The organism is Bacteroides sp. D22, from assembly GCF_000163675.1.
Taxonomy (GTDB): domain Bacteria; phylum Bacteroidota; class Bacteroidia; order Bacteroidales; family Bacteroidaceae; genus Bacteroides; species Bacteroides xylanisolvens.
Window position 1 is genome coordinate 62,660 of the sequence record NZ_GG774801.1, and the last position, 26,190, is coordinate 88,849.

At 40.3% G+C, this 26,190-nt stretch carries 21 protein-coding genes, 1 pseudogene and 1 riboswitch; of the genes and pseudogenes, 14 read left to right on the top strand and 8 right to left on the bottom strand.

Annotation, left to right across the window (positions count from 1 at the left end; translation table 11 throughout):
* From thiH to HMPREF0106_RS16810, 8 genes are all read right to left on the bottom strand, one after another.
* The gene (thiH, locus tag HMPREF0106_RS16845; protein WP_008643679.1) at positions 1–1,125 is read right to left on the bottom strand and encodes a 2-iminoacetate synthase ThiH; all 1,125 of its coding nucleotides are present in this window, start codon (positions 1,123–1,125) and stop codon (positions 1–3) included.
* Positions 1,126–1,212: 87 nt separating this feature from the next.
* Entirely contained in the window at positions 1,213–2,910 is a 1,698-nt protein-coding gene (thiC, locus tag HMPREF0106_RS16840; RefSeq protein ID WP_008643678.1) for a phosphomethylpyrimidine synthase ThiC, read from the bottom strand.
* Between the two features lie 13 nt (positions 2,911–2,923).
* Complete coding sequence (locus tag HMPREF0106_RS16835) at positions 2,924–3,697, bottom strand: thiazole synthase (RefSeq protein WP_009039499.1); 774 nt, start codon at positions 3,695–3,697, stop codon at positions 2,924–2,926.
* Between the two features lie 167 nt (positions 3,698–3,864).
* The gene (locus HMPREF0106_RS16830) at positions 3,865–4,485 is read right to left on the bottom strand and encodes a thiamine phosphate synthase (RefSeq protein ID WP_004313164.1); all 621 of its coding nucleotides are present in this window, start codon (positions 4,483–4,485) and stop codon (positions 3,865–3,867) included.
* A 4-nt stretch (positions 4,486–4,489) separates the two neighbouring features.
* Entirely contained in the window at positions 4,490–4,690 is a 201-nt protein-coding gene (thiS, locus tag HMPREF0106_RS16825) for a sulfur carrier protein ThiS (RefSeq protein WP_008022653.1), read from the bottom strand.
* Between the two features lie 60 nt (positions 4,691–4,750).
* Positions 4,751–4,844: riboswitch (TPP riboswitch) on the bottom strand.
* A 55-nt stretch (positions 4,845–4,899) separates the two neighbouring features.
* Positions 4,900–6,882, bottom strand: coding sequence for an ATP-binding protein (locus HMPREF0106_RS16820; protein WP_009039500.1), 1,983 nt, complete (start codon positions 6,880–6,882; stop codon positions 4,900–4,902).
* A 151-nt stretch (positions 6,883–7,033) separates the two neighbouring features.
* Positions 7,034–7,651 (bottom strand): superoxide dismutase, encoded by a 618-nt coding sequence (locus HMPREF0106_RS16815; RefSeq protein ID WP_004295710.1) that lies wholly within the window; start codon positions 7,649–7,651, stop codon positions 7,034–7,036.
* Positions 7,652–7,726: 75 nt separating this feature from the next.
* Positions 7,727–9,466 carry a hypothetical protein gene (locus HMPREF0106_RS16810; RefSeq protein WP_009039501.1) on the bottom strand — a complete coding sequence of 580 codons (1,740 nt, stop codon included), beginning with the start codon at positions 9,464–9,466 and terminating at the stop codon, positions 7,727–7,729.
* Between the two features lie 146 nt (positions 9,467–9,612).
* On the opposite strand from HMPREF0106_RS16810, the gene HMPREF0106_RS16805 reads away from it, so the two are divergent.
* The 14 genes and pseudogenes from HMPREF0106_RS16805 to lepB all read left to right on the top strand — a co-directional run bounded on the left by HMPREF0106_RS16805 (position 9,613) and on the right by lepB (position 26,188).
* Complete coding sequence (locus HMPREF0106_RS16805) at positions 9,613–11,991, top strand: ATP-dependent helicase (protein ID WP_004312306.1); 2,379 nt, start codon at positions 9,613–9,615, stop codon at positions 11,989–11,991.
* Positions 11,992–12,016: 25 nt separating this feature from the next.
* On the top strand, positions 12,017–12,709 hold the full coding sequence (locus tag HMPREF0106_RS16800; protein WP_004312305.1) for a hypothetical protein: 693 nt from the start codon (positions 12,017–12,019) through the stop codon (positions 12,707–12,709).
* Between the two features lie 266 nt (positions 12,710–12,975).
* Positions 12,976–14,538: an ATP-binding protein gene (locus tag HMPREF0106_RS16795; RefSeq protein ID WP_004312304.1), complete on the top strand. Its 1,563-nt coding sequence runs from the start codon at positions 12,976–12,978 to the stop codon at positions 14,536–14,538.
* Positions 14,539–14,631: 93 nt separating this feature from the next.
* Positions 14,632–15,558, top strand: coding sequence for an Rpn family recombination-promoting nuclease/putative transposase (locus HMPREF0106_RS16790; protein WP_009039502.1), 927 nt, complete (start codon positions 14,632–14,634; stop codon positions 15,556–15,558).
* A 750-nt stretch (positions 15,559–16,308) separates the two neighbouring features.
* The gene (locus HMPREF0106_RS0124505; protein ID WP_032851180.1) at positions 16,309–17,052 is read left to right on the top strand and encodes a hypothetical protein; all 744 of its coding nucleotides are present in this window, start codon (positions 16,309–16,311) and stop codon (positions 17,050–17,052) included.
* Positions 17,049–17,369 (top strand): transcriptional regulator, encoded by a 321-nt coding sequence (locus tag HMPREF0106_RS0124510; RefSeq protein WP_032851182.1) that lies wholly within the window; start codon positions 17,049–17,051, stop codon positions 17,367–17,369. Before HMPREF0106_RS0124505 ends, HMPREF0106_RS0124510 begins: the two co-directional genes overlap by 4 nt.
* 174 nt (positions 17,370–17,543) lie before the next feature.
* Complete coding sequence (locus HMPREF0106_RS25785; protein WP_074705171.1) at positions 17,544–17,774, top strand: NVEALA domain-containing protein; 231 nt, start codon at positions 17,544–17,546, stop codon at positions 17,772–17,774.
* Positions 17,743–18,825 (top strand): BF3164 family lipoprotein, encoded by a 1,083-nt coding sequence (locus HMPREF0106_RS16785; protein WP_009039503.1) that lies wholly within the window; start codon positions 17,743–17,745, stop codon positions 18,823–18,825. Before HMPREF0106_RS25785 ends, HMPREF0106_RS16785 begins: the two co-directional genes overlap by 32 nt.
* 220 nt (positions 18,826–19,045) lie before the next feature.
* Positions 19,046–19,294 carry an NVEALA domain-containing protein gene (locus HMPREF0106_RS16780; protein WP_009039504.1) on the top strand — a complete coding sequence of 83 codons (249 nt, stop codon included), beginning with the start codon at positions 19,046–19,048 and terminating at the stop codon, positions 19,292–19,294.
* Between the two features lie 5 nt (positions 19,295–19,299).
* On the top strand, positions 19,300–20,445 hold the full coding sequence (locus HMPREF0106_RS16775) for a hypothetical protein (RefSeq protein ID WP_032851183.1): 1,146 nt from the start codon (positions 19,300–19,302) through the stop codon (positions 20,443–20,445).
* 110 nt (positions 20,446–20,555) lie between these two features.
* Positions 20,556–21,416 (top strand): DUF1573 domain-containing protein, encoded by an 861-nt coding sequence (locus HMPREF0106_RS16770; RefSeq protein WP_225739769.1) that lies wholly within the window; start codon positions 20,556–20,558, stop codon positions 21,414–21,416.
* A gap of 18 nt (positions 21,417–21,434) precedes the next feature.
* The gene (locus HMPREF0106_RS16765; RefSeq protein ID WP_009039507.1) at positions 21,435–23,441 is read left to right on the top strand and encodes a transglutaminase-like domain-containing protein; all 2,007 of its coding nucleotides are present in this window, start codon (positions 21,435–21,437) and stop codon (positions 23,439–23,441) included.
* Positions 23,432–25,315 (top strand): glutaminase domain-containing protein, encoded by a 1,884-nt coding sequence (locus HMPREF0106_RS16760; RefSeq protein WP_009039508.1) that lies wholly within the window; start codon positions 23,432–23,434, stop codon positions 25,313–25,315. The genes HMPREF0106_RS16765 and HMPREF0106_RS16760 overlap by 10 nt, the downstream gene beginning before the upstream one ends.
* A pseudogene (gene lepB / locus HMPREF0106_RS16755) lies at positions 25,312–26,188 on the top strand (signal peptidase I). The gene HMPREF0106_RS16760 and the pseudogene lepB overlap by 4 nt, the downstream one beginning before the upstream one ends.
* Positions 26,189–26,190 lie beyond the last annotated feature (2 nt).

Sequence of the window (26,190 nt, forward strand, 5' to 3'; positions counted from 1 at the left end):
TTATCTTTTAAAATCAAAAGACTGATCCCAATCTTTCCAGACGGGTTCACGACCCAGTTTTTTCAAATCACGTTCCACTTCAACCGCCTTTCGCTCATCACTTACGTGAAATTGTTCCAGGGTTTGAGGATAACTGAAATATCCTCCCGGTTCAGTTTTACTTTCCGCACTCATTGTGGTTACGCCAAGTGTTGCCATGTGGTTTCGGATTTCTGCGCTCTCACGGGTAGAATAAGAGATATCTACATCATGGTCGAAGATTCGCATGGCGAATGTAAGTTGGGCGAGTTCCCGGTCATTCATGACTACATTCGGCTGGAATCCGCCGTTTTCAGACGGGCGCATACGCGGGAAGTTTACGCTATATTTCGTTTTCCAGTAATGCTTCTGTAAATAGCGCAGATGATAAGCCATCATCGTTACGTCGGTTCGCCATTCCTCCAGACCGATCAGGACACCCATACCAATCTTGTGTACACCTGCCTGTCCCATGCGGTCGAAGCCGTTTACACGCCATTCGAATTTTGACTTCATGCCTCTTGGATGATACGTTTTGTAATTTGCTTTATGGTAAGTCTCTTGAAAACAGATCACTCCGTTCAGGCCATGATTGGTCAGCTCTTTGTATTCTTCCATTTTAAGAGGCATTACTTCAATTTGCAGGTTGCTGAAGTAAGGCTTTGCCAAATCCAACGCCCGGGCAATGTATGGAACACCTGCTGCGGCCGGGTTTTCACCGGTTACAAGCAGTAGATTCTCAAAAGGAGCCAACCGTTTGATGGCTTTGTATTCATTGACAATCTCTTCCTCTGTCAATATCGTTCTCTTCATCGGATTGCTGATGTGAAAACCGCAATAGACACAGGAATTGGTACATGAATTAGTCAGGTAGAGCGGTACAAACATAGAGATTGTCTTACCGAACCGTTCCATTGTATATTTCTGACTAAGGCGTGCCATCACTTCCAGATAAGGAGTGGCGGCAGGTGAAATCAGCGCCATAAAGTCGTTGACATCCAGATGCTCTTTTTTACCCAACGCACGGCGTACGTCAGCATCTGTTTTGGAATAGATGGCTTTTGTCGTCTCTTCCCAGGATATTTTTTCTAATTCGTCTGAGAACATTTTATTCAATTATAAATTAAAAATTGAAAATTAAAATGAGGGGAGAGAGGTAGGTCAGTGGCCCGACGTTTTGTTTCTCCCCACTCATTATTTATTGCCTTTGGCACTTTTCTTTAAATCGCGTGACAATCTCATTGCACAGAAATTAGGTCCGCACATCGTACAATATTCTCCATCGATATGGTGTCCTGCACGGAAATAGGTCTGCGCCCGTTCCGGATCGAGAGACAGGTCGAACTGGTCTTTCCAGCGGAACTCATAGCGAGCTTTACTCAATGCGTTGTCGCGTACCTGTGCACCCGGGTGTCCTTTTGCCAGGTCAGCGGCATGAGCGGCTATCTTGTAGGTAATAACTCCTACGCGTACGTCTTCTTTATCAGGTAAGGCAAGGTGTTCTTTCGGGGTGACATAACAAAGCATAGCCGTCCCCAACCATCCGATTTGTGCGGCACCGATAGCAGAAGTGATATGGTCGTATCCGGGAGCAATATCCGTCACCAACGGGCCGAGCGTGTAGAAAGGGGCGTCATGGCATTTTTCAATCTGACGTTCCATGTTCTCTTTAATTTTATGCATCGGAACGTGTCCGGGGCCTTCAATAAATGCCTGAACATTCTTATCCCAGGCACGGAGCACCAGCTCTCCCATGGTATCGAGTTCGGCAAACTGCGCTTCATCGTTTGCGTCGTAGATAGAACCCGGGCGAAGTCCGTCACCTAATGACACGGCTACGTCATATTGTGCCAGAATATCACAGATATCGTCAAAATGATCGTATAAGAAACTTTCCTGATCGTGTACGAGGCACCATTTACTCATAATACTTCCTCCACGGCTGACAATGCCGCACAAGCGATTATCGGCAAGATGAACATTATGACGGCGAATCCCTGCATGGATGGTAAAGTAATCGACCCCTTGTTCACATTGTTCAATCAATGTGTCCCGGTAGATTTCCCAGGTGAGGTCTTCCACTATGCCATTCACTTTTTCAAGTGCCTGATAAATAGGAACAGTGCCTACCGGTACGGGACAATTGCGGATAATCCATTCACGTGTTTCATGGATGTTTTCTCCTGTGGAAAGATCCATCAACGTGTCTCCACCCCATTTACAGCTCCACAGTGCTTTCTCCACTTCTTCATCAATGCTGGAGGTAGTAGCCGAATTTCCGATGTTCGTATTGATTTTTACAAGGAAGTTACGTCCGATAATCATCGGTTCAGCTTCCGGGTGGTTGATGTTGGCCGGTAGTACAGCACGTCCCTCCGCAATCTCCTGACGAACAAATTCGGGGGTAATGTGAGTTTTAATTCCCAGTTCCTCACAATTCATATTTTCGCGGATCGCTACGTATTCCATTTCAGGAGTGATAATTCCTCTTTTGGCATACGCCATTTGGGTGATTGTTTCTCCTTTTTTAGCACGGTAGGGCAGGGCGATGTGTTCGAAACGTAAGTGATCGAGACTTTTATCATCTCTTCTCATTTGTCCGTATTCCGAAGTAATTTCAGGCAACTGTTCCACGTCACCACGACTCACGATCCATTCTTCACGCATGCGGGGCAGTCCTTTTTTGAGGTCAATGTTCATTTCTGCATCACTGAACGGTCCGCTGGTATCATATACATATATTTCCGGATTCGGTGTTGCTATCTTTTCTTCGCCTTCAAAGCTGACACTGGGTACTTGCTCCACTTTCCGCATCGCTACACGGATATTCGGATAAAGTTTACCGGGTAAATAGACTTTCTGCGAGCGGGGGAATTTTATTTTTTGTTCCATAGTTTATTCGTTTTTAATCAAGAAAAGCCGTTAGAGGTGAACTTGCTTCTGCCACGAAGTCGACGGCTTGTAATCCTAATCCTGCTTCGTAAGCCTGTCTTCCGGCTTCTGTAGCCGCTTTGAATGCTTTTGCCATTTCTACCGGATTTCCGGCAACGGCTATTGCGGTATTAACTAATACAGCGGAAGCTCCCAGTTCCATTGCTTCGGCAGCATGACTGGGTGCACCGATACCCGCATCTACGACTACCGGGATACCTGCCTGTTCGATAATGATTTGCAGGAATTCTTTGGTCTGCAATCCTTTGTTCGTACCGATGGGTGCACCGAGCGGCATAACGGTAGCTGCGCCTGCTTCTTCCAGCCGTTTGCAGAGTACAGGGTCAGCCTGGCAATAAGGTAACACGATAAAGCCCAGTTTCACCAGTTCTTCCGTAGCTTTCAGTGTTTCGATAGAGTCGGGGAGCAGATAGCGCGGGTCCGGATGAATTTCCAGTTTCAGCCAGTTTGTTCCAAAAGCTTCGCGAGCCAGTTGTGCGGCGAAAACAGCCTCTTCCGCGTTACGTACACCGGAGGTGTTGGGCAATAACTGAATATTCGGATGAATGATATGTTTCAGCATGTCGTCCTCTTTGTTATTCATGTCGATTCGTTTCATGGCAACAGTTACCATTTCCGTACCCGAAGCCAGAATAGCTTGTTCCATTACTTCATTGGAATTGAATTTTCCTGTTCCCAGAAAAAGACGGGAGCTAAATTCGCGTCCCGCAATTACTAACTTTTCCATTCTATATATTTTAGTTGATTATTTAAATGCTGATTTTTTGAGACAGAAGAACATAAGAACAAAAATAAAACAGTAGTTTAATAACAGTAGAAATAATTATCTAAGTGCAGCTTTTATGTTCTTTTGTTCTTCTGTCTGAATTAAAATTCCATTTATCATTTGACAAATTATAGATCACTTTCAATGATTCTACGTGTTTCTTCTACCGGATTATCTGCTCCGAGAATAGTTCCTGACAGGGCTATTCCATTTACTCCTGTATGAAGTATGGCAGGAATATCCTCAAAAGTGATTCCCCCGATAGCTACAACGGGGATTTCGATATTCGCTTCCTTCATCTGTGAAAGAATAGAAGAATAGCCCTCCAAACCCAGTACAGGGCTTAGATTCTTTTTAGTGGTAGTAAACCGGAAAGGACCAATGCCGAGATAATCGGCTCCGGCACGATAGTGCTGTACGACATCTTCGAAAGTGTTTGCAGTGCCGCCGATAATAAAGGCTTCACCAAGTATTTGGCGGGCCTGGTCGATAGGCATATCCTTTTTGCCTAGATGTACACCGTCCACTTCCAGCTTTTTGGCCAGTTCGACGTGGTCATCCAGAATCAGGATTGCTTCGTGCTCTTTGCAAAGCGGCTTCAGTTGCAGGGCTACTGCTTCCACTTCTTCGAGAAGAGCGTCTTTCATACGTAGCTGGATCCATTTGCATCCGCCTTCGAGTGCCATACGTGCCGATTCGAGGTACGAATACCGTTCGGTCTGATGCGTGATAAATTGTAGACTAATCATCTCCTTATCCTCCGCAAGCCGCTTTGATAATCACCAGGTTATCGTTCTCGTGTAGAATGAAACACTCCCATTCGGTACGGGGAATCATTTTGTTGTTTACGGCGATAGCAATGCCTTGAACCGGAAGTTCGAGCTGTGCTGTCAGTTGCGTAAGGGTAGAGTCAGGAGACATTTCCACCTCTTTGTTGTTCACTTGTACTTTCATTGTCCTATCAGAATAAATAAGTTGAAAGTAAATACAAAGAGCGTGCTTAAATGGAAAGGCGATAAGAAGAAACACAATCCCTACGTCAGTATTAACTGCCTCAGGTTCCTAGGGTATAATCTCAGCCCCTCATGGGGCACCCCTTTGTCTTTACGGGAGCAAAGTAAGCGAAAAAGAAACAGAAAAACACTAAATCAGTCGATTTTTTTTCATTTTTCTGTTGATTCCTGTTTTTTGATAGGATGAGAAAAGATAAATCGGGCACCATTTTTGTAGCTTTTGTCAATCCAGATATCACCTCCCATATATTGGATGGTCAGTTTGCAGATAGCCAGTCCCAACCCTGTACCTTGCACGAATTCATTCAGCTTTTCGAAACGTTGGAATACGAGTTCCTGTTTATCTTCGGGGATTCCCGTGCCGGTATCTGTCACCGAGAATAGCATACATTGCTTTTCTTCGTCCACTTCATAATCCAGCGTGATACTTCCTCCGGCAGGAGTGAATTTCAAGGCATTATTCAGCAGGTTGATAATAATCTGTTGCAGACGCAACGGGTCCGTGTAGAGCATGTAAGGCTCCTTAGGCATTTGGAGTTTGATGTCTACATCCACTGTCTTGTTCCGGTTGGTGAGAGTAATCATATTCTGGCAATGGTTCACCAGCTCGCACCATTCATAGTTGAATTGCAGCTTTCCTGATTCCAGGCGTGATATATCCAGTACATCGCTAATCAGTTGGAGCAATAAATTGGAATTAGTCTGGACGATATCCGCATATTCTTTCAATTCATCATTCTGCTCTACCGAACCGATAATCAGGCTGGAGAAACCGACAATTGCATTTAAAGGTGTCCGTATCTCATGGCTCATATTCGAGACAAAAGCACTTTTTAATTGATTAGCTTCTTCGGCGCGCTCTTTGGCGTCACGTAATTCGATTTCAGACTCTTCCAGTTTCTCTTTATCTTCCCGCAATTGTTGCGTGGTTCTTTCAAGGTGATTTTTCAGGATTTTCGTCCGGTAATAGTAATACAGGGAAATCATCAGACTTCCTACTAATACGAGGAAGATAATCAGGATAAATTGCACTTCTGTCTTGTAGGCTACAAAGAAGGGGATAGGCTGATTGATAACCATTGAGTTGACAGGCAACTTCTTGTTTTCAAATCCCCATTCCTTTAGTTTCTTCGCGTCAAATTTATATCGGTTGGGTAAGACATTGATGCTGCTGATACCCGTTTCCTTCTGGTCTAAAAAGCGGTAAGCATATTCTCCCATATTTTTTCCCACTCCTTCATATTGCGGGACATATCCTCCGATGGCCCAATAGCCTATTGCGGTGGAAGTCATACTGAACACAGGCAGGAGTGGATTGGCTTTGGAAAAAGCATAAACGGAGTTGTTCATGTAAGTGATCCCCCGGCTGTCAATTCTCCAGATACCAAGAAGCATTGCTGTGTTTCTGGGAAGATTACGCAATTGATTGGCAGCCATATCGAGTGTGTGGATGCGACCGTCAATATAGGTGATGGATAACTGCGGGAAATGTTGCAGGTTTTTCTTGAACCATGCCAGTTCGGCAAGTCCGTTATAGGTATTATCCGATACAAATACCAGGTGCTCTGTGTCCGGGTAGAAATCCTGTATCATTTCGATATCTTTGCTGATGTTATATTCGTATGTATCACAGTATTTTACGTTGTACTCCTTCATTCGTTCCGTTAAGTTGATACTTACAGGATTATAGTTCCTCATATCGATTGAATCCTCCGGAATACGGATGCCGTTGCGTGATGCCATTGCGCAGAAAACAGGAAGCTGTTTATATTTCTCATCTTCAAGATGAAGGAAACTGCTCCATGCTTCACCACCCAAAAGAATCACTAATTTAGCTTTCGGATGTTTGTCTAAAATATCGGTTAATGTTTTTTTCCATTGGTGCGCCTGCGTTAAATCCGTCGCATTCATGTTTTCTACAATGGTCGAGTATCTTCCTCCCAATTGGGTGTAGGTTTCTATAAATGTGCTGATGTTATCGTAGGTATATTTAGTGTCAGAATTGTATGAGGTAATGAACAGGATCTCTTCCTCTGGTTCTTCTGTGGCGGCAGCGTTGCAGAAAAGGGGGAAGAAAAGGAGTACAGCAATGGAGACAATAAATCGTATTTTTTTTCTTTTATACAGTATCATAATTGTTTGTTATGTTGTTTTATGAGTTGCAAAAATACAACTAATGCATCTGATATACAATAAAAGTCTGTTTCTTTTTAATCTGTAAAAAAGGTCGCTGTGAAAAACACAACGACCTTTTCCATAAGTATAGTTTAGCTTGTAAATTTGATTACATTCTTTTTTCAACCACATCCCAGTCGATGATATCCCACAGGGCGTTTACGTGGTCGGCACGGCGGTTCTGGTAATCCAGATAATAGGAGTGTTCCCAAACGTCAAATCCAAGAAGTGGTTTCAAACCGGCACGTACCGGATTGCTGCCGTTCCCCTCTTTAGTGATTTTCAGTTTACCGTCTTTATCTACGGATAGCCAAGCCCATCCTGAACCAAACAATCCGACTGCTGCTGCATTGAATTCTTTCTTGAAGTTTTCAAAGCTGCCAAAGTCACGTTTGATGGCTTCTCCCAGTTTACCGGCCGGCTCCTTCTTTGAAGGTTTCGGGGCAAATTGCAGGAAGTACAGGTTGTGGTTCAATACTTGTCCGGCGTTATTGAATATAGCTCCATCCGGTGCGGCTGCAACGATTTCTTCTACCGTTTTACCTTCATATTCTGTTCCGGGCACGAGGCTATTCAGATTATTTACATACGTTTGTAGATGTTTTCCGTAATGGAAATCTATTGTTTGCTGACTGATTACAGGTTCCAACGCATTGTTAGCGTAAGGAAGTTTAGGCATTTCGTAAGTCATGGTCATCATAATTAAAGACATTAATATAGTATTCATAATGTTACAAGTTTTAATTGGCTTGTTATACTATAATAACAGAAGCCCTTTGCAAAATGTTCACAGCATCTTACTTTATTTGTAAATGTACTGTATGCGTTCCACTTCTTTTGGATGCTCACGGTCGGTCCGGCAGATCCATTGGCCCGTATTATCATATTCATAATAAGAATTGCTATCGATCTGGTTTCCGTATTTATCGTACAGGCAGGTCAGGCATCCCGATGTTTTCTGGTTATTGCCTAAAATCCGTTGGTAAACGATTTGTGTCAGATAACCGTATTTATCGTATTCATAAGCATCTTTTTGTGAAATAATCTGATCCGAAGAATTGGCAAAAAGCAGGTTTTGATGTTGGGATGAAATCAATCTGCCTTTATCATCATATTTGTTTGCGGTGTACGCCTGAAGTTCTCCATTCTTATTATACTCTTTGGTTTCGGTCAATAACCCCTGTTTATTATAGGAACTTATGATGACTCTTCCATCTGTATACTTGAGCGAATCACTCTCGATACTTCCGTCCGTACCGATACGGCGTGTCCGTCGGTAGAGATCCGTTTTGGTTTTCGGATTCGTTTGCACTTCAAAGATGCAGTGACCTTGCGGATCGTATAATCTGTTCGTTTGTATTTCATTGCTTGGCTGACCGTTCTTTACGGTAAGCGACAATGTAGAAATGAGCTGTCCCTTATCGTCATACGAATAAGTGGTCGAGGTATTTCCCGTACTGTCATTTTCCGCAGACTTAATCAATCGTCCTCCATTATAGTATTTCACAGAAGTAGGAGTGGATATGATTGTTTGCAGAATAAACGGTGTCCGTAGTGCATTGGCCTGGTCACGAAATTCCTTGTATCTGTGTGTGCAAAGAAAATCCTGCAGCATACTCAAAGATTCGGAATTAACAATGGCAGCTTTTAAAAGCTCAAAATCAGCTTTTTCACTAAGATATTCAAGGTCGTCCAGATGAGTACGTGCTATGGAAGTCAGGTAAGGTGATTGCTTATACTCGTCAATAATCTGCCGGATGGCTGTTGCGTTTCCTTTCTCCCGGAGGCTGTCGATTCCTTGAAACAGAAAATCATCGTATAACGCGCGAACTTCCGGAAGGAATGGACGCGTGTCTTTATCCGTGAAGAATTTCTGCATGTTGGCGTTATCAAAAAATGCCTTGAAATTCGCTGATGTCGGATTACTCTTTACAATCTGGTAAAGCCGTTTGTTTTCCGCAGTGTTGATTTGAGAGATAAATTTGCCGTTCGGATATTCCGTGATGTACGTTTGATAAATATTCAGCGTAGGTGTTTTCAGCATACCTTCCAGTAAAGCCATTTCACGGATGTCCCGTACCTTTTGCAAGATGGTAGAATCTCCCGGATAACCGCTTGACTGGATACTGTCCATCAACGTCTTGCTAAAAGGGATTTGATCTTTCGAAGCTTCCAGAATGGAGATAACAGCCAGTTCCGCTTTGTTTTGTACGTTGGAAAGTTGTATTTTCTCTTCTTCACAGATATTGGGAAAATAAGCTTTCGTTGCCCTTTCGTAGCATCCGAAATAGTTGGTGGCAGCCTGTTCGCTTTGCTCGTTCCACAATCCGTTGAGCACATCCAATAATGCCAGTTCCTCGGCATAATAGGTTTGTGTCTCGTCATCTATCTTATCACGGTTTTTCTGCCATTTGTCGGCGTCATTATCGTTCAGATACTTTAGCAGCTTTTCCAGGCGGCTCTGCTTTTGTGCCATTGCCTGTGGAATGCAGGCGACCAGAAACAAACTCAAAATAATCGATAAAAATATACTTCTTTTCATTGCTTTTTGGTGTTAGGTTAAAATAGTTAGTGATGAAAATTCATAAAAATACCTTCATTCTCGAATGAATATTATACTTTTGTATTGAGAACAAATTTGAATGCCAAGGGTTTGTTAAAAATCCACATTGTTTTTATAATGCTGTTATGAATACCAATTATATAGATGAATTGAACGAGAGTCAGTGTGCTGCAGTGACTTATAATGACGGTCCTTCGCTGGTGATAGCCGGTGCAGGTTCGGGGAAGACGCGTGTATTGACTTATAAAATCGCTTACTTGCTGGAACAGGAGAACGGCTACAATCCGTGGAATATCCTTGCACTGACCTTTACGAATAAGGCGGCGCGCGAGATGAAAGAGCGTATTGCCCGTCAGGTAGGTATGGAACGGGCACGTTATTTGTGGATGGGGACTTTCCATTCCATCTTCTCACGGATTCTTCGTGCCGAAGCAACATTTATCGGGTTCACTTCCCAGTTCACCATCTATGATACGGCTGATAGTAAGAGTCTGCTCCGTTCCATCATCAAAGAGATGGGATTGGACGAGAAAACTTATAAACCGGGAGTAGTGCAGGCACGCATCTCCAATGCCAAAAACCATTTGGTCACTCCTACGGGATACGCTGCCAATAAAGAGGCTTACGAAGGAGATATGGCTGCCAAGATGCCTGCTATCCGTGATATCTATACTCGTTATTGGGACAGATGCCGTCAGGCGGGAGCGATGGATTTTGATGATTTATTGGTATATACCTATATTCTGTTTCGTGACTTTCCGGAAGTGCTGGCACGTTATCGCGATCAGTTCCGTTATGTATTGGTGGACGAGTATCAGGATACGAATTATGCGCAGCATAGCATTGTTCTACAACTGACTAAAGAAAATCAACGGGTCTGTGTAGTGGGAGACGATGCGCAAAGTATCTATTCTTTCCGTGGGGCGGATATTGACAATATTCTCTATTTTACAAAAATCTACCCCAATACGAAAGTTTTTAAACTGGAGCAGAATTATCGTTCCACACAAACCATTGTTTGTGCTGCCAATAGCTTGATTGAGAAGAATGAACGCCAGATACGGAAAGCCGTGTTTTCGGAGAAAGAAAAGGGGGAACCTATCGGCGTATTTCAGGCGTATAGCGATGTGGAAGAGGGAGATATTGTAGCTAATAAGATTGCAGAGCTACGACGGGAGTATCGCTACGGATATGCTGATTTTGCCATCCTGTATCGTACGAATGCACAAAGCCGTATTTTTGAAGAGGCTCTTCGGAAACGGAGTATACCTTATAAGATTTACGGAGGACTTTCGTTCTACCAGCGAAAAGAGATAAAAGATGTGATTGCTTATTTCCGTTTGGTAGTGAATCCGAATGATGAAGAAGCATTCAAGCGAATCATTAATTATCCGGCTCGTGGTATTGGAGATACGACAGTCGGGAAGATTATATCGGCGGCTACCGATCATGGCGTAAGTCTTTGGGCGGCACTCTGTGAACCATTGAGTTACGGACTGGATATAAATAAAGGAACGCATGCAAAACTGCAAGGCTTTCGTGAATTGATAGAAGGTTTCATTGTCGATCAGGCAGATAAGAACGCTTATGAAATAGGAACGAATATCATCCGTCAGTCCGGCATTATCAACGATGTTTGTCAGGACACATCCCCCGAGAATCTAAGCCGTAAGGAAAATATAGAAGAGTTGGTGAATGGAATGAATGACTTCTGCGCTTTGCGGCAGGAGGAGGGTAATCCGAATGTGTCTCTTACCGATTTCCTTTCGGAGATTGCATTGCTTACCGATCAGGATTCCGACAAGGCGGATGATGGGGAAAAGATAACGTTGATGACAGTTCATTCGGCTAAAGGATTGGAGTTTAAGAATGTATTTGTGGTCGGTCTGGAAGAAAACCTGTTTCCCAGTGGGATGGTAGGAGATTCTCCCCGGGCACTGGAAGAAGAACGTCGTTTGTTCTATGTAGCTATTACTCGTGCGGAGGAACATTGTTATCTGTCTTTTGCCAAAACCCGTTTCCGTTATGGAAAGATGGAATTTGGAAGCCCCAGTCGTTTCTTGCGTGATATCGATGTTCATTACTTGCAATTGCCGCATGAGGCAGGAGTGAGCCGTGCTGTCGATGAAGGTGCAGGACGTTTCCGTAGAGAGATTGAAGGAGGATTCACCCGTTCAGCTTCTCCGTCGCGTGCCCCTTTCGGAAGTACATCTTCCGAACAACGTGAACGTCCGAAAGCACAGATCATTGCTTCCAGCGTACCGAGGAATTTGAAGAAAGTTAGTACTGTTAGCCCAAGTAGCGGTGCACAGGCAACCTCTTCCACTTCGCCATCGGTAGCAGGAGTACAGGCCGGACAGATGATAGAGCACGAACGTTTCGGATTGGGTGAAGTGATTAAAGTAGAAGGAACGGGAGACAATGCGAAAGCAACTATTCATTTTAAAAATGCGGGAGACAAACAACTATTATTACGTTTCGCTCGTTTTAAAGTGGTAGAATAAATAATAACACTAAATAGAGAGACTCATGAAGAAACAACTAACAGTAATTTTGCTTTCCGCTTTGATTGTGAGTGGATGTGCGTCGGGGCGTATGGGAAATCCGGGAGCTATCATGGCAGGTGCTTCTATCGGAGGTAGTCTGGGAAGTTCGATAGGCGGACTTATCGGAGATAATAATCATGGCTGGAGGGGCGGTTACCGTGGTTCTGCTATTGGGAATATTGTGGGAACCATTGCCGGTGCGGCTATTGGAAACGCGTTGACGGCGCCGAGGCAAGAGCAAATAGAGGAAGATGCGTATATTCCTGAAGTACGGGAAGTGCGTGTGCAAAAGTATAAGAAACAGCCGCAAGTGCAACAGCCTATTTCTCAACTGAAGTTGCGCAAGATCCGTTTTATAGATGATAATCGCAGTCATGTGATTGATGCGGGAGAAAATAGCAAGATAATCTTTGAGATTATGAATGAAGGGAGAAATCCTGTTTATAATGTAGTTCCTGTGGTAGAAACGGTGGGGAAGGTGAAGCATCTCGGCATTTCTCCTTCCGTGATGGTGGAGGAAATTCTTCCGGGTGAAGGCATCCGTTATACCGCTTCCATTCATGCAGGTGAAAAATTGAAAGACGGTGAAGTGACATTCCGTGTCGCAGTGGCGGACGAGAATGGAATGATTTGTGATTCGCAGGAATTTACCTTGCCTACACAGCGCGGAAACTAGAGTTAAAAGCCCGAAATATTCGGTTTAAATATAGTGACGGTATTTGCCTTGGATAGTGACGCTATCCTAAGCATATACCGTCACTATATTGGTGGGATAGCGTCACTATTTTAATGGCTATTAATAAGGTAGTTCTTTAGATAAGTTTATGTGAATCGAACAATGCAATTGAATGATATTGTAGGGTTTTATAATAATATTAAGTGTCATGTAATCATTTTATTTCGTATCTTTGTTCATATTTCCAATAAAAGCATTAGAGTGGTATGAAAGAGACATTTAGAAGATATCCTATCGGAATACAGAATTTTGAGGATTTACGTAATAATGATTGTGTGTATATTGATAAAACTGCATTAATTTATCATTTGACTCATACAAATAAGATTTATTTCCTTAGTCGTCCGCGTCGCTTTGGAAAAAGTCTTCTAGTCTCTACTCTTGAAGCTTATTTTTCCGGAAAGAAAGAGTTGTTCGAAGGATTGGCTATGGAACAGTTAGAGAAAGAATGGACTGTTTATCCTGTGTTGCATATTGATTTTAGTAGAACGAAATACACCACAATCGAAGATTTGCAAGAGCAATTGAATCTTTATCTAAGCGAATGGGAGAGGACTTATGGGAAAAATGAAGAAGAAACGAGCTATGCAGCCCGTTTAACCGGTTTGCTTCAACGAATCTACCAACAGACAGGAAAGCAGGCTGTTGTATTGATTGACGAATATGATGCACCTTTATTGGATAGTAATAGCGACTCTGCTTTACAAGGACAATTGCGAACTGAAATGCGGAAGTTTTTCAGTCCTCTTAAAGCGCAAGGGCAATATCTTCGTTTCTTGTTTCTGACAGGAATCAGCAAGTTCAGTCAGATGAGTATATTTAGTGAGCTGAATAACTTGCAGAATATCAGTATGAGCGATGATTATAGTGCTATTTGTGGTATTACAGAGCAAGAGTTGCTAAGTCAGATGCAACCGGATATTGAGAGGATAGCTCAAGCGAATAATGAAACCTATGAAGAAGCTTGTCGGCATTTGAAACGGCAGTATGACGGTTATCATTTCAGCAAGATTTGTGAAGATATTTACAATCCGTTCAGCCTTTTCAATGCATTTTCGCAAAGAGATTATAAGAGCTTTTGGTTTTCTACCGGCACGCCTACTTTCTTGATTGAAATGTTACAGCGAATGGACTTCAGTCTTACTCTATTGGAAAAGATGGAAGTGAAAGACGAAGATTTTGATAAAGCGACAGAGGTTATTACCGATCCGATTCCTGTACTTTATCAGAGTGGCTATTTGACTATTAAAGGATATGAACCTCTCTTTCGTACATATACATTAGGTTATCCCAACGAAGAAGTTAAGATAGGCTTTATTGAGACTCTGATCCCTTCCTATCTCAATCAACCGACACGTGAAAGTAATTTTTATGTAGTCTCTTTTGTAAGAGACCTGATGAAAGGTGATATTGAGCAGTGCCTTCTTCGTACTCGTTCTTTCTTTTCTTCTATACCTTATGATTTGGAGAATAATCAGGAAAAGCACTATCAGACTATTTTCTATTTGTTATTCCGTTTGATGGGGCAATATGTGGATGTAGAGGTTAAGAATGCTATTGGTAGGGCTGATGTGGTAATCAAGATGCCTGATGCGATTTATGTGTTTGAATTTAAGGTAGACGGAACTCCCGAAGAAGCGTTGGCACAAATTAATAGTAAACAGTATGCCATTCCTTATGAGGTAGAGCATCGCAAGGTTGTTAAAGTTGGAGTGAATTTCGATAGTACAACGCGGACTTTGGGACAGTGGAAGATAGAATATTCTTAGTAGAAAGAAATTGAAGCATATATACTTGAAATCAAACATTTTCTGCTTACCTTTGTTAGCTTGAAACAAGATAACAAGAAAGGAGACGAACTTATGTCAAGTAATTATATTCGTTTCGATTGGGCTATGAAACGTTTATTGCGTAATAAAGCCAATTTTGCAGTTCTTGAGGGCTTTCTAACTACTCTTTTGAATGAAAAGATAATCATTCGGAAGCTTTTAGAGAGTGAAAGCAATCAAGAAGATGAGTTTGATAAGTATAATCGTGTAGATATGCTTGCTGAAAACTCGAAAGGTGAACTTATTCTGATTGAAGTTCAGAATAATAATGAGTATGCTTATTTTCAACGTATGCTGTTTGGTACTTCTAAATTAGTGACCGAGTATATTAATCGTGGAGAAGGCTATTATAAGGTACGTAAAGTATATAGTGTCAATATTGTCTATTTTTCTTTGGGTAGTGGTAAAGATACCGTATATCACGGTAAAACGGAATTCCGGGGAATTCATCAGGGAGATATGCTTGAACTGACTCCTTTTCAAAAACAAACTTTTAAAGTGGATACAGTAAGTCAACTTTATCCTGAATATTATATTTTGAAAGTCAATGATTTTAATCAGGTAGCTAAAAGTCCGTTGGAAGAATGGATCTATTATCTGAATACAGGTGATATTCCTGATAGTGCGACTGCTCCAGGTTTAACAGAAGCCCGTGAACGATTAAAACTTGACAAGATGACTAAAGCGGAACTTGAGGCTTACTATCGCCATTTGGATAATATTGTAATATTAAAGGATAATATATTCACTGAACGTGCTGAAGGTCGTGCAGAAGGTCGTGAAGAAGGACGCGCAGAGGGTCATGCTGAAGGTCGTGTAGAGGGTCGTGTGGAAGGAATTAATGAAGGCCGTCTGGAAGAGAAAAGGGAAACTGCAAGCAATATGAAGACTCTGAATATTCCTCTTGATGTTATTTCGCAAGTCACAGGCTTGTCCATAGAAGAAATAAAGGCGTTGTAATAAACGCCTCTATATAATTGTTAGTATCCTATATCATCTTAGACATGATATAGGATTTTTTTATATATGGAAGTCTTGAAATGAGAACATACATAAAAATAGGATATCTTATGCGTTTCTCCTGCTTGAATTTAAGACAGAGTCTTGTATGCAGATAAATATGTGAGTAATTAGGGATTATGGAAATCTGTGGTGCTTTGTTTTTAGGTTATTTGGATGCTTATTGTTTGCTGTAAAGAGGTTATTTGCGGATATTCGTTTGACTATTTGATAAATACTTTCTTTTTGCTATATTTGATTTGGATGGGATATAGTGTGAAATAGCTGAAAATATACCGATAAACTCGGGTCTCACCGATGAATGTATTGTTCCTCGGTGAGGAAGGAAGCGACGCACACCGGGCAACGAGTCGTTCCTCGGTGAGGAACAAAGCTTAGTTAGCGGTAAATAATTCGTTTTTTATCCCTTATTTATGTAATATTTAGTCTGAAAACGGTATATTCTTGCATTGATTTATGCATTTATTTCTCTCTTTGCTTCATTTTTACTTTAAAATTAAACAGGTAAATCTTAAAAATAGGACAGGTGCTTTTACTATATGGGTGAAAAGGTTGATAACTTATTCTCTAACGTCCCTGCTAGAAAATCGCAGGAATATGTTTTTTGTAGTATGGTATTATCTGTCTAACTCGTCGATTGATGTAAAAAATGTTATCTTTGTGCTCGAAAAGGATATAAAATGAAACACGATGAGAACTAAAAATATTATTCTGTTAGCTGTTATTGCTTGTATTGGTGTAGTTGCATTCTTTTTTGCTTGCAAGTACTCTTATGAATCTAAGCTATCTGCGCTTAAAGAGGAGGCGAAAGAAGCTTTTATTAAGGCATTTAATCAGGAACTGAAAAGTCGGAATGTGGAAGGGGAAGGTCCTTTGATGCTTACTCTTCCGGATGTATCAAATGTGGGATTTACAGAATTACCGGATTCGGTAATCTATGCAGATTCTACAGGTGTATATAAGTTAAAGTTAGATAAGGCAAAACATTACAACAATATAACGACAGATACTAGTGTTCGTTTGCTGCATAGCGTTGCTTTTAAAGAACATCCCATTCAGCCAGATTCATTGAATCTTATTTGGAAAAAGTATTTAAACGAGTCGGGTATCTCAATGGAAGCAGCATTATATGTTTCCGTTGTAGATAGGCTTGGTGATGTGACATCAGCATCTACCTCTTATAGTGAATGGCGTAAGTTCTCAAATTTGGTGTTTATTGTTTCTATAGGCTATGCTTGTGAAATAGAGGTAATGGCTTATCTTCATTATTCCGTTTGGAATATGCTATATATGGAAATCATTTTGGGTTTATTGATATACATCGTTTGTATATATATGATTTACAAATTTATTTTATTTGTTCAAAATAAAATATTTTCTATAAGAAAGAAGGAAGTTATAGAAAAGCCTGTTATAAAAATAGTGAAGAAATGAATGATAGTTCTTCTATACGTTCTTATAAATTACATGAAGGTTTTATATTTCATGCAGATCAAAAAGTAATAGAGTTTAATGGGCGACAAAAGTATTTGCAGCCACAGCCTAGTAAGCTATTGGAGCTTTTTCTTAGAATGGAAGAAACAGGATATGTTTTAAAAAATAGTGATATTAGTGAGAATTTGTGGTCTGATGGAAGTGCTACAAATGATCGAATTCATAAAGCGGTAGCACGTTTGCGTTCTAACATAAAAGAGTTAGATTCTTCTATTGATATAGAAAAATGTGTAGATGGGTATCAATTGGTTCTATAATCTAAAATTCTTTTAATAGCTATAAACCTCGATGAAATGGCAATTTTTAGATAATTGTAATATCTCTTTAGATTATAATTTATAGTAGGTCGGAAATGGTCAGCCACATTTTATAGCTTCTTTTTGCCAGTTTACTACCTTTGTTCACATATTAATCTTATAACAAAAAGCAATATGAGAAAACTGGTATTCTTCTTATTTTTATGTCTAATGGTGTATTTAACGGTAAAACGTCCAGCTAATCACCACGTTTCATTCAATACATTACTCAATTATAATATAGAGGCTTTAGCTGCGGGTGAAGGTACAAATATGTATAAATGTTTGGGATCAGGATCTGTAGATTGTCCGATAGCTCATGCTAAAGTTAAATATGTCTTTGGAGGATACAGCCTTGAGGAATGATATTAAGTATCTGTTTTTTTTCTTTTTATTTCTGATTTCTTGTAGTAAGAAACATAAAGAATATGCGGACAATGTATTTGCTTATTCTGAATTTCCACGAGAAAAAGAGCTAAAAGGAGAAGTCATAGAGCTTGATACAGCCCTGTTACGCTATCCATTTAGGATACGAATTGAAGAAGATAAAGCTATTGTAATGGATTTACATGGTCTTGATCATTATGGACACTTATTCCAATATCCTAGTTTTCAGTATTTATCTTCTTTTGGCAAGCGTGGTGATTCACCTACAGAAATGTTATCAATGGAGAATTTTCGTTTGCAGGATCGTGGAGTCTGGACATTGGATGCCAATAAAAGTGAATTAACTAGGTTAGACTTTTCTTCATCCGGTGATTCACTGCTTCGTGACGAAACGGTAACATTGGATGAAGATATACTTCGACCACTTGATTTTGCTATATATAATGATACAATGTTTATTATTCCTGACTATTCCGGTGAAAATCGTTTATGTCGAGTTAACCGTAATGGGAGGCTTATAGATAAGATAGGGGTTATTCCGACTATTGATGAAAAAGCATTGAAAAATGCTCGTCCAGCGTTAGCCCAAGCATGGAGGAGTTTCCTAGACTACAATCCTAACAATGGAATATTGGCGGTAGTTACCCAGTTGGGGGAGGTCCTTGAGGTTTATAATTTGAAAGATAGTACCTATGTTGTTCGTATAGGTGGGCATGGTGAACCTGAATTTACAATATCAGATGGATATGGTATACCTACGGGAATTATGGGATTTAGTGATGTACAAGTAACAGATAGTGCCATTTATGTAGTATCTCATGGAACGCCTTTTAAGGAGATTGCGAGACAAAGCGGAAAGCTTCCTGATGGAGGAAAATATATTTATGTATTTAGTTTGAAAGGAGAACCGTTATGCAAATATGTACTCGACCATTATATATATGGAATTTGGGTGGATGAAGCTACTAAAACGATCATGGCGACGGATGTAAATAGCGATCAACCGATACTAAAATTTGATTTTGGTTGAATGGCTAGTTAATAACATAATAAACAAGGAGCAGACTGATGAACTGGTTCAATCTTGTCGGATTTGCTTAAACATCATCTGCTCCTTAACCCCTAATAGAAAGGAGGTTATTCCGATGCAAACATAAGACTAAAATTTAGTGTAGCAAACTATTGCTATTCTGTTGAAAGGATAGATACAGAAAAAATGAAAGTTTATTTACTAATATAAAGAATTAAATATGAAAAGGAAATTATTAAGTATGGTAGTTGTAGCTATAGTTGCAATAGTAGCAGGATACAATGTTTATATATCACAGAATGAAACAAAATTGTCAGATTTGGCTTTGGCTAATGTAGAAGCTTTTGCATGGGGAGGAGAAACTGGTGGTCCTTACTATTTACGTCCATGTCCTACTCATGCAGGTGCAGAGTGTGGTTCTACAGTATATGATAGGGATAATCGATGTGCAAATTTAACTAATTGTTGATTATTATGTCATCTTTAAAAATCCTTTTTTTGATGTTGTGTATGACTTTGGTATCATGCACAGGACAAAGAACAGGGAAAGAGGATGATAATAATGATGGAGTTACAATAGAAGTGGAGGAAATTAAATTTCCTCCACAAGATATTTTGCAACTAAAATCATATTATATGTCTTCATCTGTTCACGTTGATTCAACGGACTACTTGATTGGTTATAATTATCGATCACATTCTTTAGACTGTATGAATCTGAAATCTAAATCAGTAACTCAGATTATATTACCAGGGGATGGTCCTGATGCTATTGTTCGTCTGTCAGGAATATATGTACAATCGTTAGATTCTGTATGGATATCTGATGAGTCAGAACGTGCTTTCTTGATTGATAGTGCGGGAACGATAAAAAGAACCATTGATTTAAAGAAATATTTGGAGGAACAAGAACAATTATTAATAAATACTAATTATGCAATGTTCACTTCCCATTTGTTTTATAGTTCCCCTCGCCATTCACTAATGTTTTTAGTAAAAAACACAGCTTCTGATACATTTATAGTAAAAGAAATTTTCATGGATAAAGATGATAAGATGGCAACTTATCGGTTATCTCCATCCAAGATCATTCCGGATATGAGTAAAGGATATGCATATATAAATTTTCCCAATGTTAATTTTGTAGGTGAAAATATAGTATACAATTATCCCGTCGAATCTTCTATTTATACATTGAACATGAGGACAAACGAACGAAAATACATATTGGCAGATAGTCGCTATACTTCTAATATAATAGAGAAATGTACGACTACGGGAGATTATGCCACTTTGGAAAAACACTGGCTTGAAAACCCCCATTTTTATGATGTCATGTATTTGCCCAAATATAAGATATATGCCCGTTTACATGCTGACAAAGTTGATTTCGATGAGAAGAAAGGTGTAGAAAAACTTATAAATGAACGTGATTTATATTTGATGCTATTTGATGAGCATATGGAGAAAATCGGTGAAATGAAATTATCGAATTGTAGATATAGTCCTTTTACAAGTTGGAATGCAACCTATGGTGGTATCGCTTTTTTTGTTGATAATATTCTAGACGAGAAAAATGATACTGATGATTTAACCATAGATATGATTTTTCTGAAATGAATTGAATTGATTTAGTTTGGCTTTGAATGGTATTGAGACTTTGTTCTCTTTTATTGTTTTTCTATCAATAATCATGATTAATGAGGAGTATGCTTAAAGTTATATTATATATGATTCTGTTTGCTATATTAATGAGTTTTCATTCATGTCAAAAGAAGGCAAATGTTGAAATCACTAATGTGGTTGAGGAATGGATTAATAGAGAAATTAAATTTGATGATGGCTATATTTTTACTCGGTTGGGTAAGGATTCTGTATATAATTCAATACCTACGAACAAATATAAAATCTTGGTTTATACAGATTCTGTGGGATGCGTCGGGTGTACTTTGAGGTTATCACAGTGGATGGAATGGATAACGCAGATAGATTCGATATCTGAAAACAAAGTTTCTTTTCTATTTTTTATACATCCTAAAGATATGAGAGATTTATTGCTGCTATTATGTAGTCAGAATTTTGATGTTCCGGTTTGCATAGATAGGAATAATTCTCTTTATAAATTGAATCGCTTTCCTTCTAATGCAATGCTACAAACATTTCTGTTAGATGAACATAATAAGGTTTTGGCTATAGGTAATCCAATGCATAATCCCAAAATAAAAGAATTATATATGAAGATAATTCTGGATAAGAAGCAGGCTTTGGTGTCGGAGGAAAGGAAGCAAACAAAAATTATGATAGATAAAAAGTATATGGATTGGGAAACATTTGATTGGAAGAAACAAAAGTCTTGCGAGTTTATTCTGACCAACATTGGAAAAGAATTATTAGCAGTAGATAATGTGATTACTTCTTGTGGCTGTACTACAGTTGAATATCCTAAAGAACCTGTTCAACCCGGCAAGAGTTTGACTTTGAAAGTGAAATATCAAGCAGAACATCCTGAACATTTTAATAAAACAATAACCGTGCATTGTAATGCAGAAGGCTCTCCATTCTATCTGAAAATTAGTGGAAATGCAAAATGAATATTTAAAAAAGGCTTGATGAAGTATTTCGGATATATCCAACTTATAGTTTTGGTGCTGTTTATCTGGCTGGGCTGGCAAATTATAGACAAGATGGCATTCAGAGAGGAAATGATAACTCCTCTCGAAGCTGCCCTGCTATCTGCTAAAAACAACCGGAAAGAGTTGGAAAAGGTACTTTGTCATTACCAAAAGAATCCTGCTGACAGTTTAAAATACAAAGCGGCCTGCTTTTTGATAGAAAATATGCCTTTTTATACCTATTCCGATGGAGAACAATTAGAGAATTATAAGTCCTACTACGCGTGGTTAAAAGTATGTAAGAATAAAACGCCGCAACAAATCTCTGATTCGGTCGAGAAAGTATTTGGACCTATGAAAGAACCTGTGAAGAAACGCGATATCCTAGAAATAGATTCCGCTTATTTGTGTCATAACATTGATTGGGCATTTAAAGTTTGGCAGGAGCAACCTTGGGGCAAGAATATTTCATTTGATACATTTTGTGAGTACCTGTTGCCCTACCGGATTGATGATGAACCGTTAACCTATTGGCGCGAGACATATTATGAGAAATATAATTCGTTGCTGGATTCACTGCGTATATCCGACACCTTAGACAAAGAAGATCCAGTAGTGGTAGCTAAATATTTGATGGCTAGATTACCGGATAAACAGACTCTTTATACTTCTATAGTCCCTTTTTCTTTCGGACATGTCGGACCTGAATTTGTGCAGTACCAAGTAGGAAGTTGCAGAGAATTGACGGATTTTGAAATCTACCTCTTTCGGGCTTTAGGCATTCCCTGTGCAATAGATTATCTGTCTGCACGTGGTGATGTAAATGCCGGTCATTTCTGGGTGATAGTCTGGGATAAAGATGGAGAAGGATATATGTCCGACTTTATGACAAAATTGATACGTGTTCGCAAATGTGATCTGTACCGGTGGGGAGGATCTGCCAAGATATATAGATATACTTTTAGTGTGAATAGAGAGTTACATGAGCAGATGGCACAATATGGAGAGAAAGTATATCCGTTCTGGCGTATTCCCAAGTTTAAGGACACAACTTATGATTATGCGTATTCATACCAAAAAGAACTGGTCATTCCTTTAGAGAAACAATACAGGAATGTTAGGAATGGTAAGATTGCTTATCTATGTGCTAGCAATAGGGATCATTGGATTCCGGTTGACTGGACCGTCTACGACGCTGGTCATCTGGCCTTCCGATATGTTCGTAACGGTGCCGTTTTGAGGGTTGCTACTTATGAGGACGGAGCGTTGCATTTCTTAACTGATCCTTTTTATACGGATAGAGAAGCAAATGAAACTTATTTTTATTCCGTTGGAAAAGAGAAGAAGGAGGTGGTACTGTATGCTAAAACTAATATAGATGGAGAGAATTGGTTTAGAGATCGAATGATAGGAGGCGTTTTTGAAGGAAGTAACCGAACTGATTTTGGAGAAAAAGATACATTGTTTATTATACAAAGCAGACCTGATCGGCTGAATACGACAGTAAAAAGCTGGTCTGATAAAGAGTATCGTTATATTAGATATGTGGGACCTCCCAATGCTCATTGTAATGTGTCGGAAATCGCTTTTTATGAGAAGAATGATACTGCCGCTTTGTCGGGAAAGATCATAGGTACTCCCGGATGTTGGGAACATGACGGAACACATGAATACACCAATGCTTTTGATGGAAGAACGTGGACTTCTTTTGATTATTCCGAACCTACTGGAGGTTGGACCGGGCTTGATTTGGGTCGGAAAATCCGGATAGACCGCATTGTCTATACCCCGCGCAACAGGGATAACTTTGTCCGCCCGGGCGATGACTATGAACTATTTTATTGTGACCGGGATTGGAAGTCTGGCGGGAAAATCAAGTCAGCCTCCGACTCATTGGTATTCCGGAATATTCCGGAAAATGCGCTTTTGTTTCTGCGCAACTATACACGCGGAGTGGACGAGAGAATTTTTGTTTACGAAAAAGGGAATCAACGATGGAAATAAGAACATATCATAATCTTGTCATGACATGGAGAATGATGATGCTTTCGGGTATTATTCTTCTAATATGTTCCTGTCATCCCGATAAGGAACTTTTGCCTTTTTCCGGCATAGCTCCTTCCAAACATACCTTATTGGCGCTTTCTCCAGATTTTTCTATTAGTGTCACAGGGGATACAATCAACAGGAGTTATTCATGTTTGAGGTCAGGAAAAGAGTTTCCGTTAACAGGCATTTTGCGAGTGGACGGCAAGGCTTACCGTTTTCTGGGGGGAGATTCCTTGCGTATATTGCCTCTGGCTCCTCTTTCGAATGACAGTTTCGGGTGGTCGGCAAAATATTCTTATCTTTTTCCGGGCAAAGGATGGGAACAATGTGGATACGATGATTCTTTGTGGAATGAGGGTAAAGGGGCCTTCGGACCGTTAAGAGGAGCATACCCGGTTTACACTGCATGGGGAGCTGAAAATATATATGTCCGCAGGCATGTGAAGGTGGATCAAAAAGAGGTTTTGGAGGGGCGAAAAGTCTATATTCGCTATATCTGTGATGATCAGGTGAAGCTTTATTGCAATGGGAACTATTTGTTTGAGAAAGGATTTACTAACCGGCCGAAATGTCAACGTTTAACTGGTGAAGGTATGAATCAAATAGTTAATGGCAATAACGTTCTGGCTGCATACTGTCGTAATACGGGAGGTCCTGCTTTACTGGATTTTGGCTTATATATAGAAAATAAGAATTATGGTGATGCGGAACCTGCCACATTGAAACTGATGGATGTACAAGCCATGCATACCCGAACCGTTTTTCAATGCGGAGATGTGGAACTCTCGATTGATTTTGTTTCCCCTTCCTTGTCAGAAAAATGGGATTTGGCCGGATGGCCTGTCGGTTTTGTTTCCTATCAGACTCACACAGAAGGAAAACAGCAACACAATATAAAAATCCTGTTCGATGTAGATATGGAATGGATGTTCGGCAAGAGTAAGGTCAATAGTTGGGTTGAACAGGGTTGGCATTTTGTGAAGTCCGATAGTTTGTATCTGGCTATGGCAGCAGATGAAACAACCTTTTCATGTATGGATGGTCATGCCATCTTGTCTCAAAAGCTGTACGTGGGAAATGAAGAGGATAAGAATAGTGGGGTATTACTTGTCGGATATGAAGAAGGACAGGTGCTGCAATATGATGGCGAGGTTCTGTCTCCTCTTTGGAATAGTGATGGGACAAGGGAGGTAAAAGAATCAATGAAATCCGTAGGAAATAGATATAAGGAACTTAAAGCAGAATGTGATCTTCTGGATAACCGGTGGAACTCCAAAGCATTTCGGGCAGGGGATAAGGGATTTGCGGAGCAAATGCTTCCTGCTTACCGTAATTTTGTATCCTCTCATAGGTTTATGTCATTTTCTGATAATAAGCTTTTTTGTTTGGGCGATACTTTGGGTAATGTCAGGGAAGCTTATAAGAGTTTTCCGGTATTGTTATTCTTTAATCGTACCGACTGGATGAGAGGCTTGTTGGATCCCATATTCGAGTACTGTGAAGATATTCATTGGAGCAAGAAATACCCGCCGTATGATATAGGCTTGTATCCTGTTGCCGGTAAACAGGTGAAATTGGAAGACTGTGCCGTAGAGGCGGCTGCCAATATGCTGATGATGACAACTGCTGTTGTTGAGGCGGAACAGGACTTCAGTTACGCTGATATGCATTGGGAGCAATTGGGGATGTGGGCGGATTATTTGCAAAAGAAGATGAAAAAAGAAACATATCCTTTCACCGGATTATTGGATGAAAATGACGAACGTGTGAAATGTGTGTTAGGGTTGGCGGCTTATCGTAAATTGATTCAACTAAAGGGGAGCTTATGAGCAAGATAAAGAGAATTCGGGCGATATTGGAGAATTTGGCTTTCTTCATATTCTGCATGGTGGTAGTTCTGTTCTTGATGCAACTGTTCTGTTTTACTTCATTCAGGATACCTTCGGATTCTATGGAACCGGCATTGAAGGATGGCGACCGGATATTGGTCAATAAGATGATAAGGGGGGGCTCGCCTGTTCGATGTGTTTGCAGCTTTGGATAATGAGGATGTCACTATCCACAGGATGCCCGGATGGGGGAGTTTCAAGAGAAATGATATACTGGTTTTCAATTTCCCTTATCAGATGAACCGTTGGGATAGTGTCCGGATGGACGTGATGCAGTATTATGTAAAGCGGTGTGTCGCCCTGCCGGGGGATACCTTGGAGATTCGTGGGGGATTTTATAAAGTACGTGGTTGTGACGAACAGTTGGGAAACTGCGATGCCCAGCAATATCTGGCGAATCTGAAGCATCCGGAACAGCATGGCATTGTGGTAGGTACATTTCCGTATGACAAACAAATTGGATGGAATATCCGTGAGTTCGGACCTTTGCCGATTCCCAAGAAAGGTCAGACTGTAATGATGAACCGTACGAACTGTCTTTTATACAGGCAGTTGATAGGTTGGGAACAGAAGAAGAAACTACGTATAAAAGACGGACAAATAGTATTGGGAGACAGTGTGATTACCCAATATCGCTTTAAAAAGAACTATTATTTTGTTTCCGGTGATAATATGGCAAATTCACAGGATTCAAGATATTGGGGAATGTTGCCTGAAGAATATATTGTAGGTAAGGCTGCCCGTGTCTGGTATTCGGAAGATAAATTTACGGAGAAACCTCGTTGGGATAGGATTATGAAGAAAATCAAATAAGG

What these genes read in the sequence shown, in the direction of transcription:
- HMPREF0106_RS16815 (WP_004295710.1), bottom strand. Translation starts at nt 7,651, where the DNA reads ATGAATACTATATTAATGTCTTTAATTATGATGACCATGACTTACGAA.
- HMPREF0106_RS16785 (WP_009039503.1), top strand. Translation starts at nt 17,743, where the DNA reads ATGTCTTTGGAGGATACAGCCTTGAGGAATGATATTAAGTATCTGTTT.
- HMPREF0106_RS16765 (WP_009039507.1), top strand. Translation starts at nt 21,435, where the DNA reads ATGAAGTATTTCGGATATATCCAACTTATAGTTTTGGTGCTGTTTATC.
- HMPREF0106_RS25785 (WP_074705171.1), top strand. Translation starts at nt 17,544, where the DNA reads ATGAGAAAACTGGTATTCTTCTTATTTTTATGTCTAATGGTGTATTTA.
- HMPREF0106_RS16835 (WP_009039499.1), bottom strand. Translation starts at nt 3,697, where the DNA reads ATGGAAAAGTTAGTAATTGCGGGACGCGAATTTAGCTCCCGTCTTTTT.
- HMPREF0106_RS0124505 (WP_032851180.1), top strand. Translation starts at nt 16,309, where the DNA reads ATGAGAACTAAAAATATTATTCTGTTAGCTGTTATTGCTTGTATTGGT.
- HMPREF0106_RS16760 (WP_009039508.1), top strand. Translation starts at nt 23,432, where the DNA reads ATGGAAATAAGAACATATCATAATCTTGTCATGACATGGAGAATGATG.
- HMPREF0106_RS16780 (WP_009039504.1), top strand. Translation starts at nt 19,046, where the DNA reads ATGAAAAGGAAATTATTAAGTATGGTAGTTGTAGCTATAGTTGCAATA.
- HMPREF0106_RS16795 (WP_004312304.1), top strand. Translation starts at nt 12,976, where the DNA reads ATGAAAGAGACATTTAGAAGATATCCTATCGGAATACAGAATTTTGAG.
- HMPREF0106_RS16800 (WP_004312305.1), top strand. Translation starts at nt 12,017, where the DNA reads ATGAAGAAACAACTAACAGTAATTTTGCTTTCCGCTTTGATTGTGAGT.
- HMPREF0106_RS16830 (WP_004313164.1), bottom strand. Translation starts at nt 4,485, where the DNA reads ATGATTAGTCTACAATTTATCACGCATCAGACCGAACGGTATTCGTAC.
- HMPREF0106_RS16805 (WP_004312306.1), top strand. Translation starts at nt 9,613, where the DNA reads ATGAATACCAATTATATAGATGAATTGAACGAGAGTCAGTGTGCTGCA.
- HMPREF0106_RS16790 (WP_009039502.1), top strand. Translation starts at nt 14,632, where the DNA reads ATGTCAAGTAATTATATTCGTTTCGATTGGGCTATGAAACGTTTATTG.
- HMPREF0106_RS0124510 (WP_032851182.1), top strand. Translation starts at nt 17,049, where the DNA reads ATGAATGATAGTTCTTCTATACGTTCTTATAAATTACATGAAGGTTTT.
- HMPREF0106_RS16770 (WP_225739769.1), top strand. Translation starts at nt 20,556, where the DNA reads ATGATTCTGTTTGCTATATTAATGAGTTTTCATTCATGTCAAAAGAAG.
- thiS (WP_008022653.1), bottom strand. Translation starts at nt 4,690, where the DNA reads ATGAAAGTACAAGTGAACAACAAAGAGGTGGAAATGTCTCCTGACTCT.
- thiH (WP_008643679.1), bottom strand. Translation starts at nt 1,125, where the DNA reads ATGTTCTCAGACGAATTAGAAAAAATATCCTGGGAAGAGACGACAAAA.
- HMPREF0106_RS16820 (WP_009039500.1), bottom strand. Translation starts at nt 6,882, where the DNA reads ATGATACTGTATAAAAGAAAAAAAATACGATTTATTGTCTCCATTGCT.
- HMPREF0106_RS16810 (WP_009039501.1), bottom strand. Translation starts at nt 9,466, where the DNA reads ATGAAAAGAAGTATATTTTTATCGATTATTTTGAGTTTGTTTCTGGTC.
- thiC (WP_008643678.1), bottom strand. Translation starts at nt 2,910, where the DNA reads ATGGAACAAAAAATAAAATTCCCCCGCTCGCAGAAAGTCTATTTACCC.
- HMPREF0106_RS16775 (WP_032851183.1), top strand. Translation starts at nt 19,300, where the DNA reads ATGTCATCTTTAAAAATCCTTTTTTTGATGTTGTGTATGACTTTGGTA.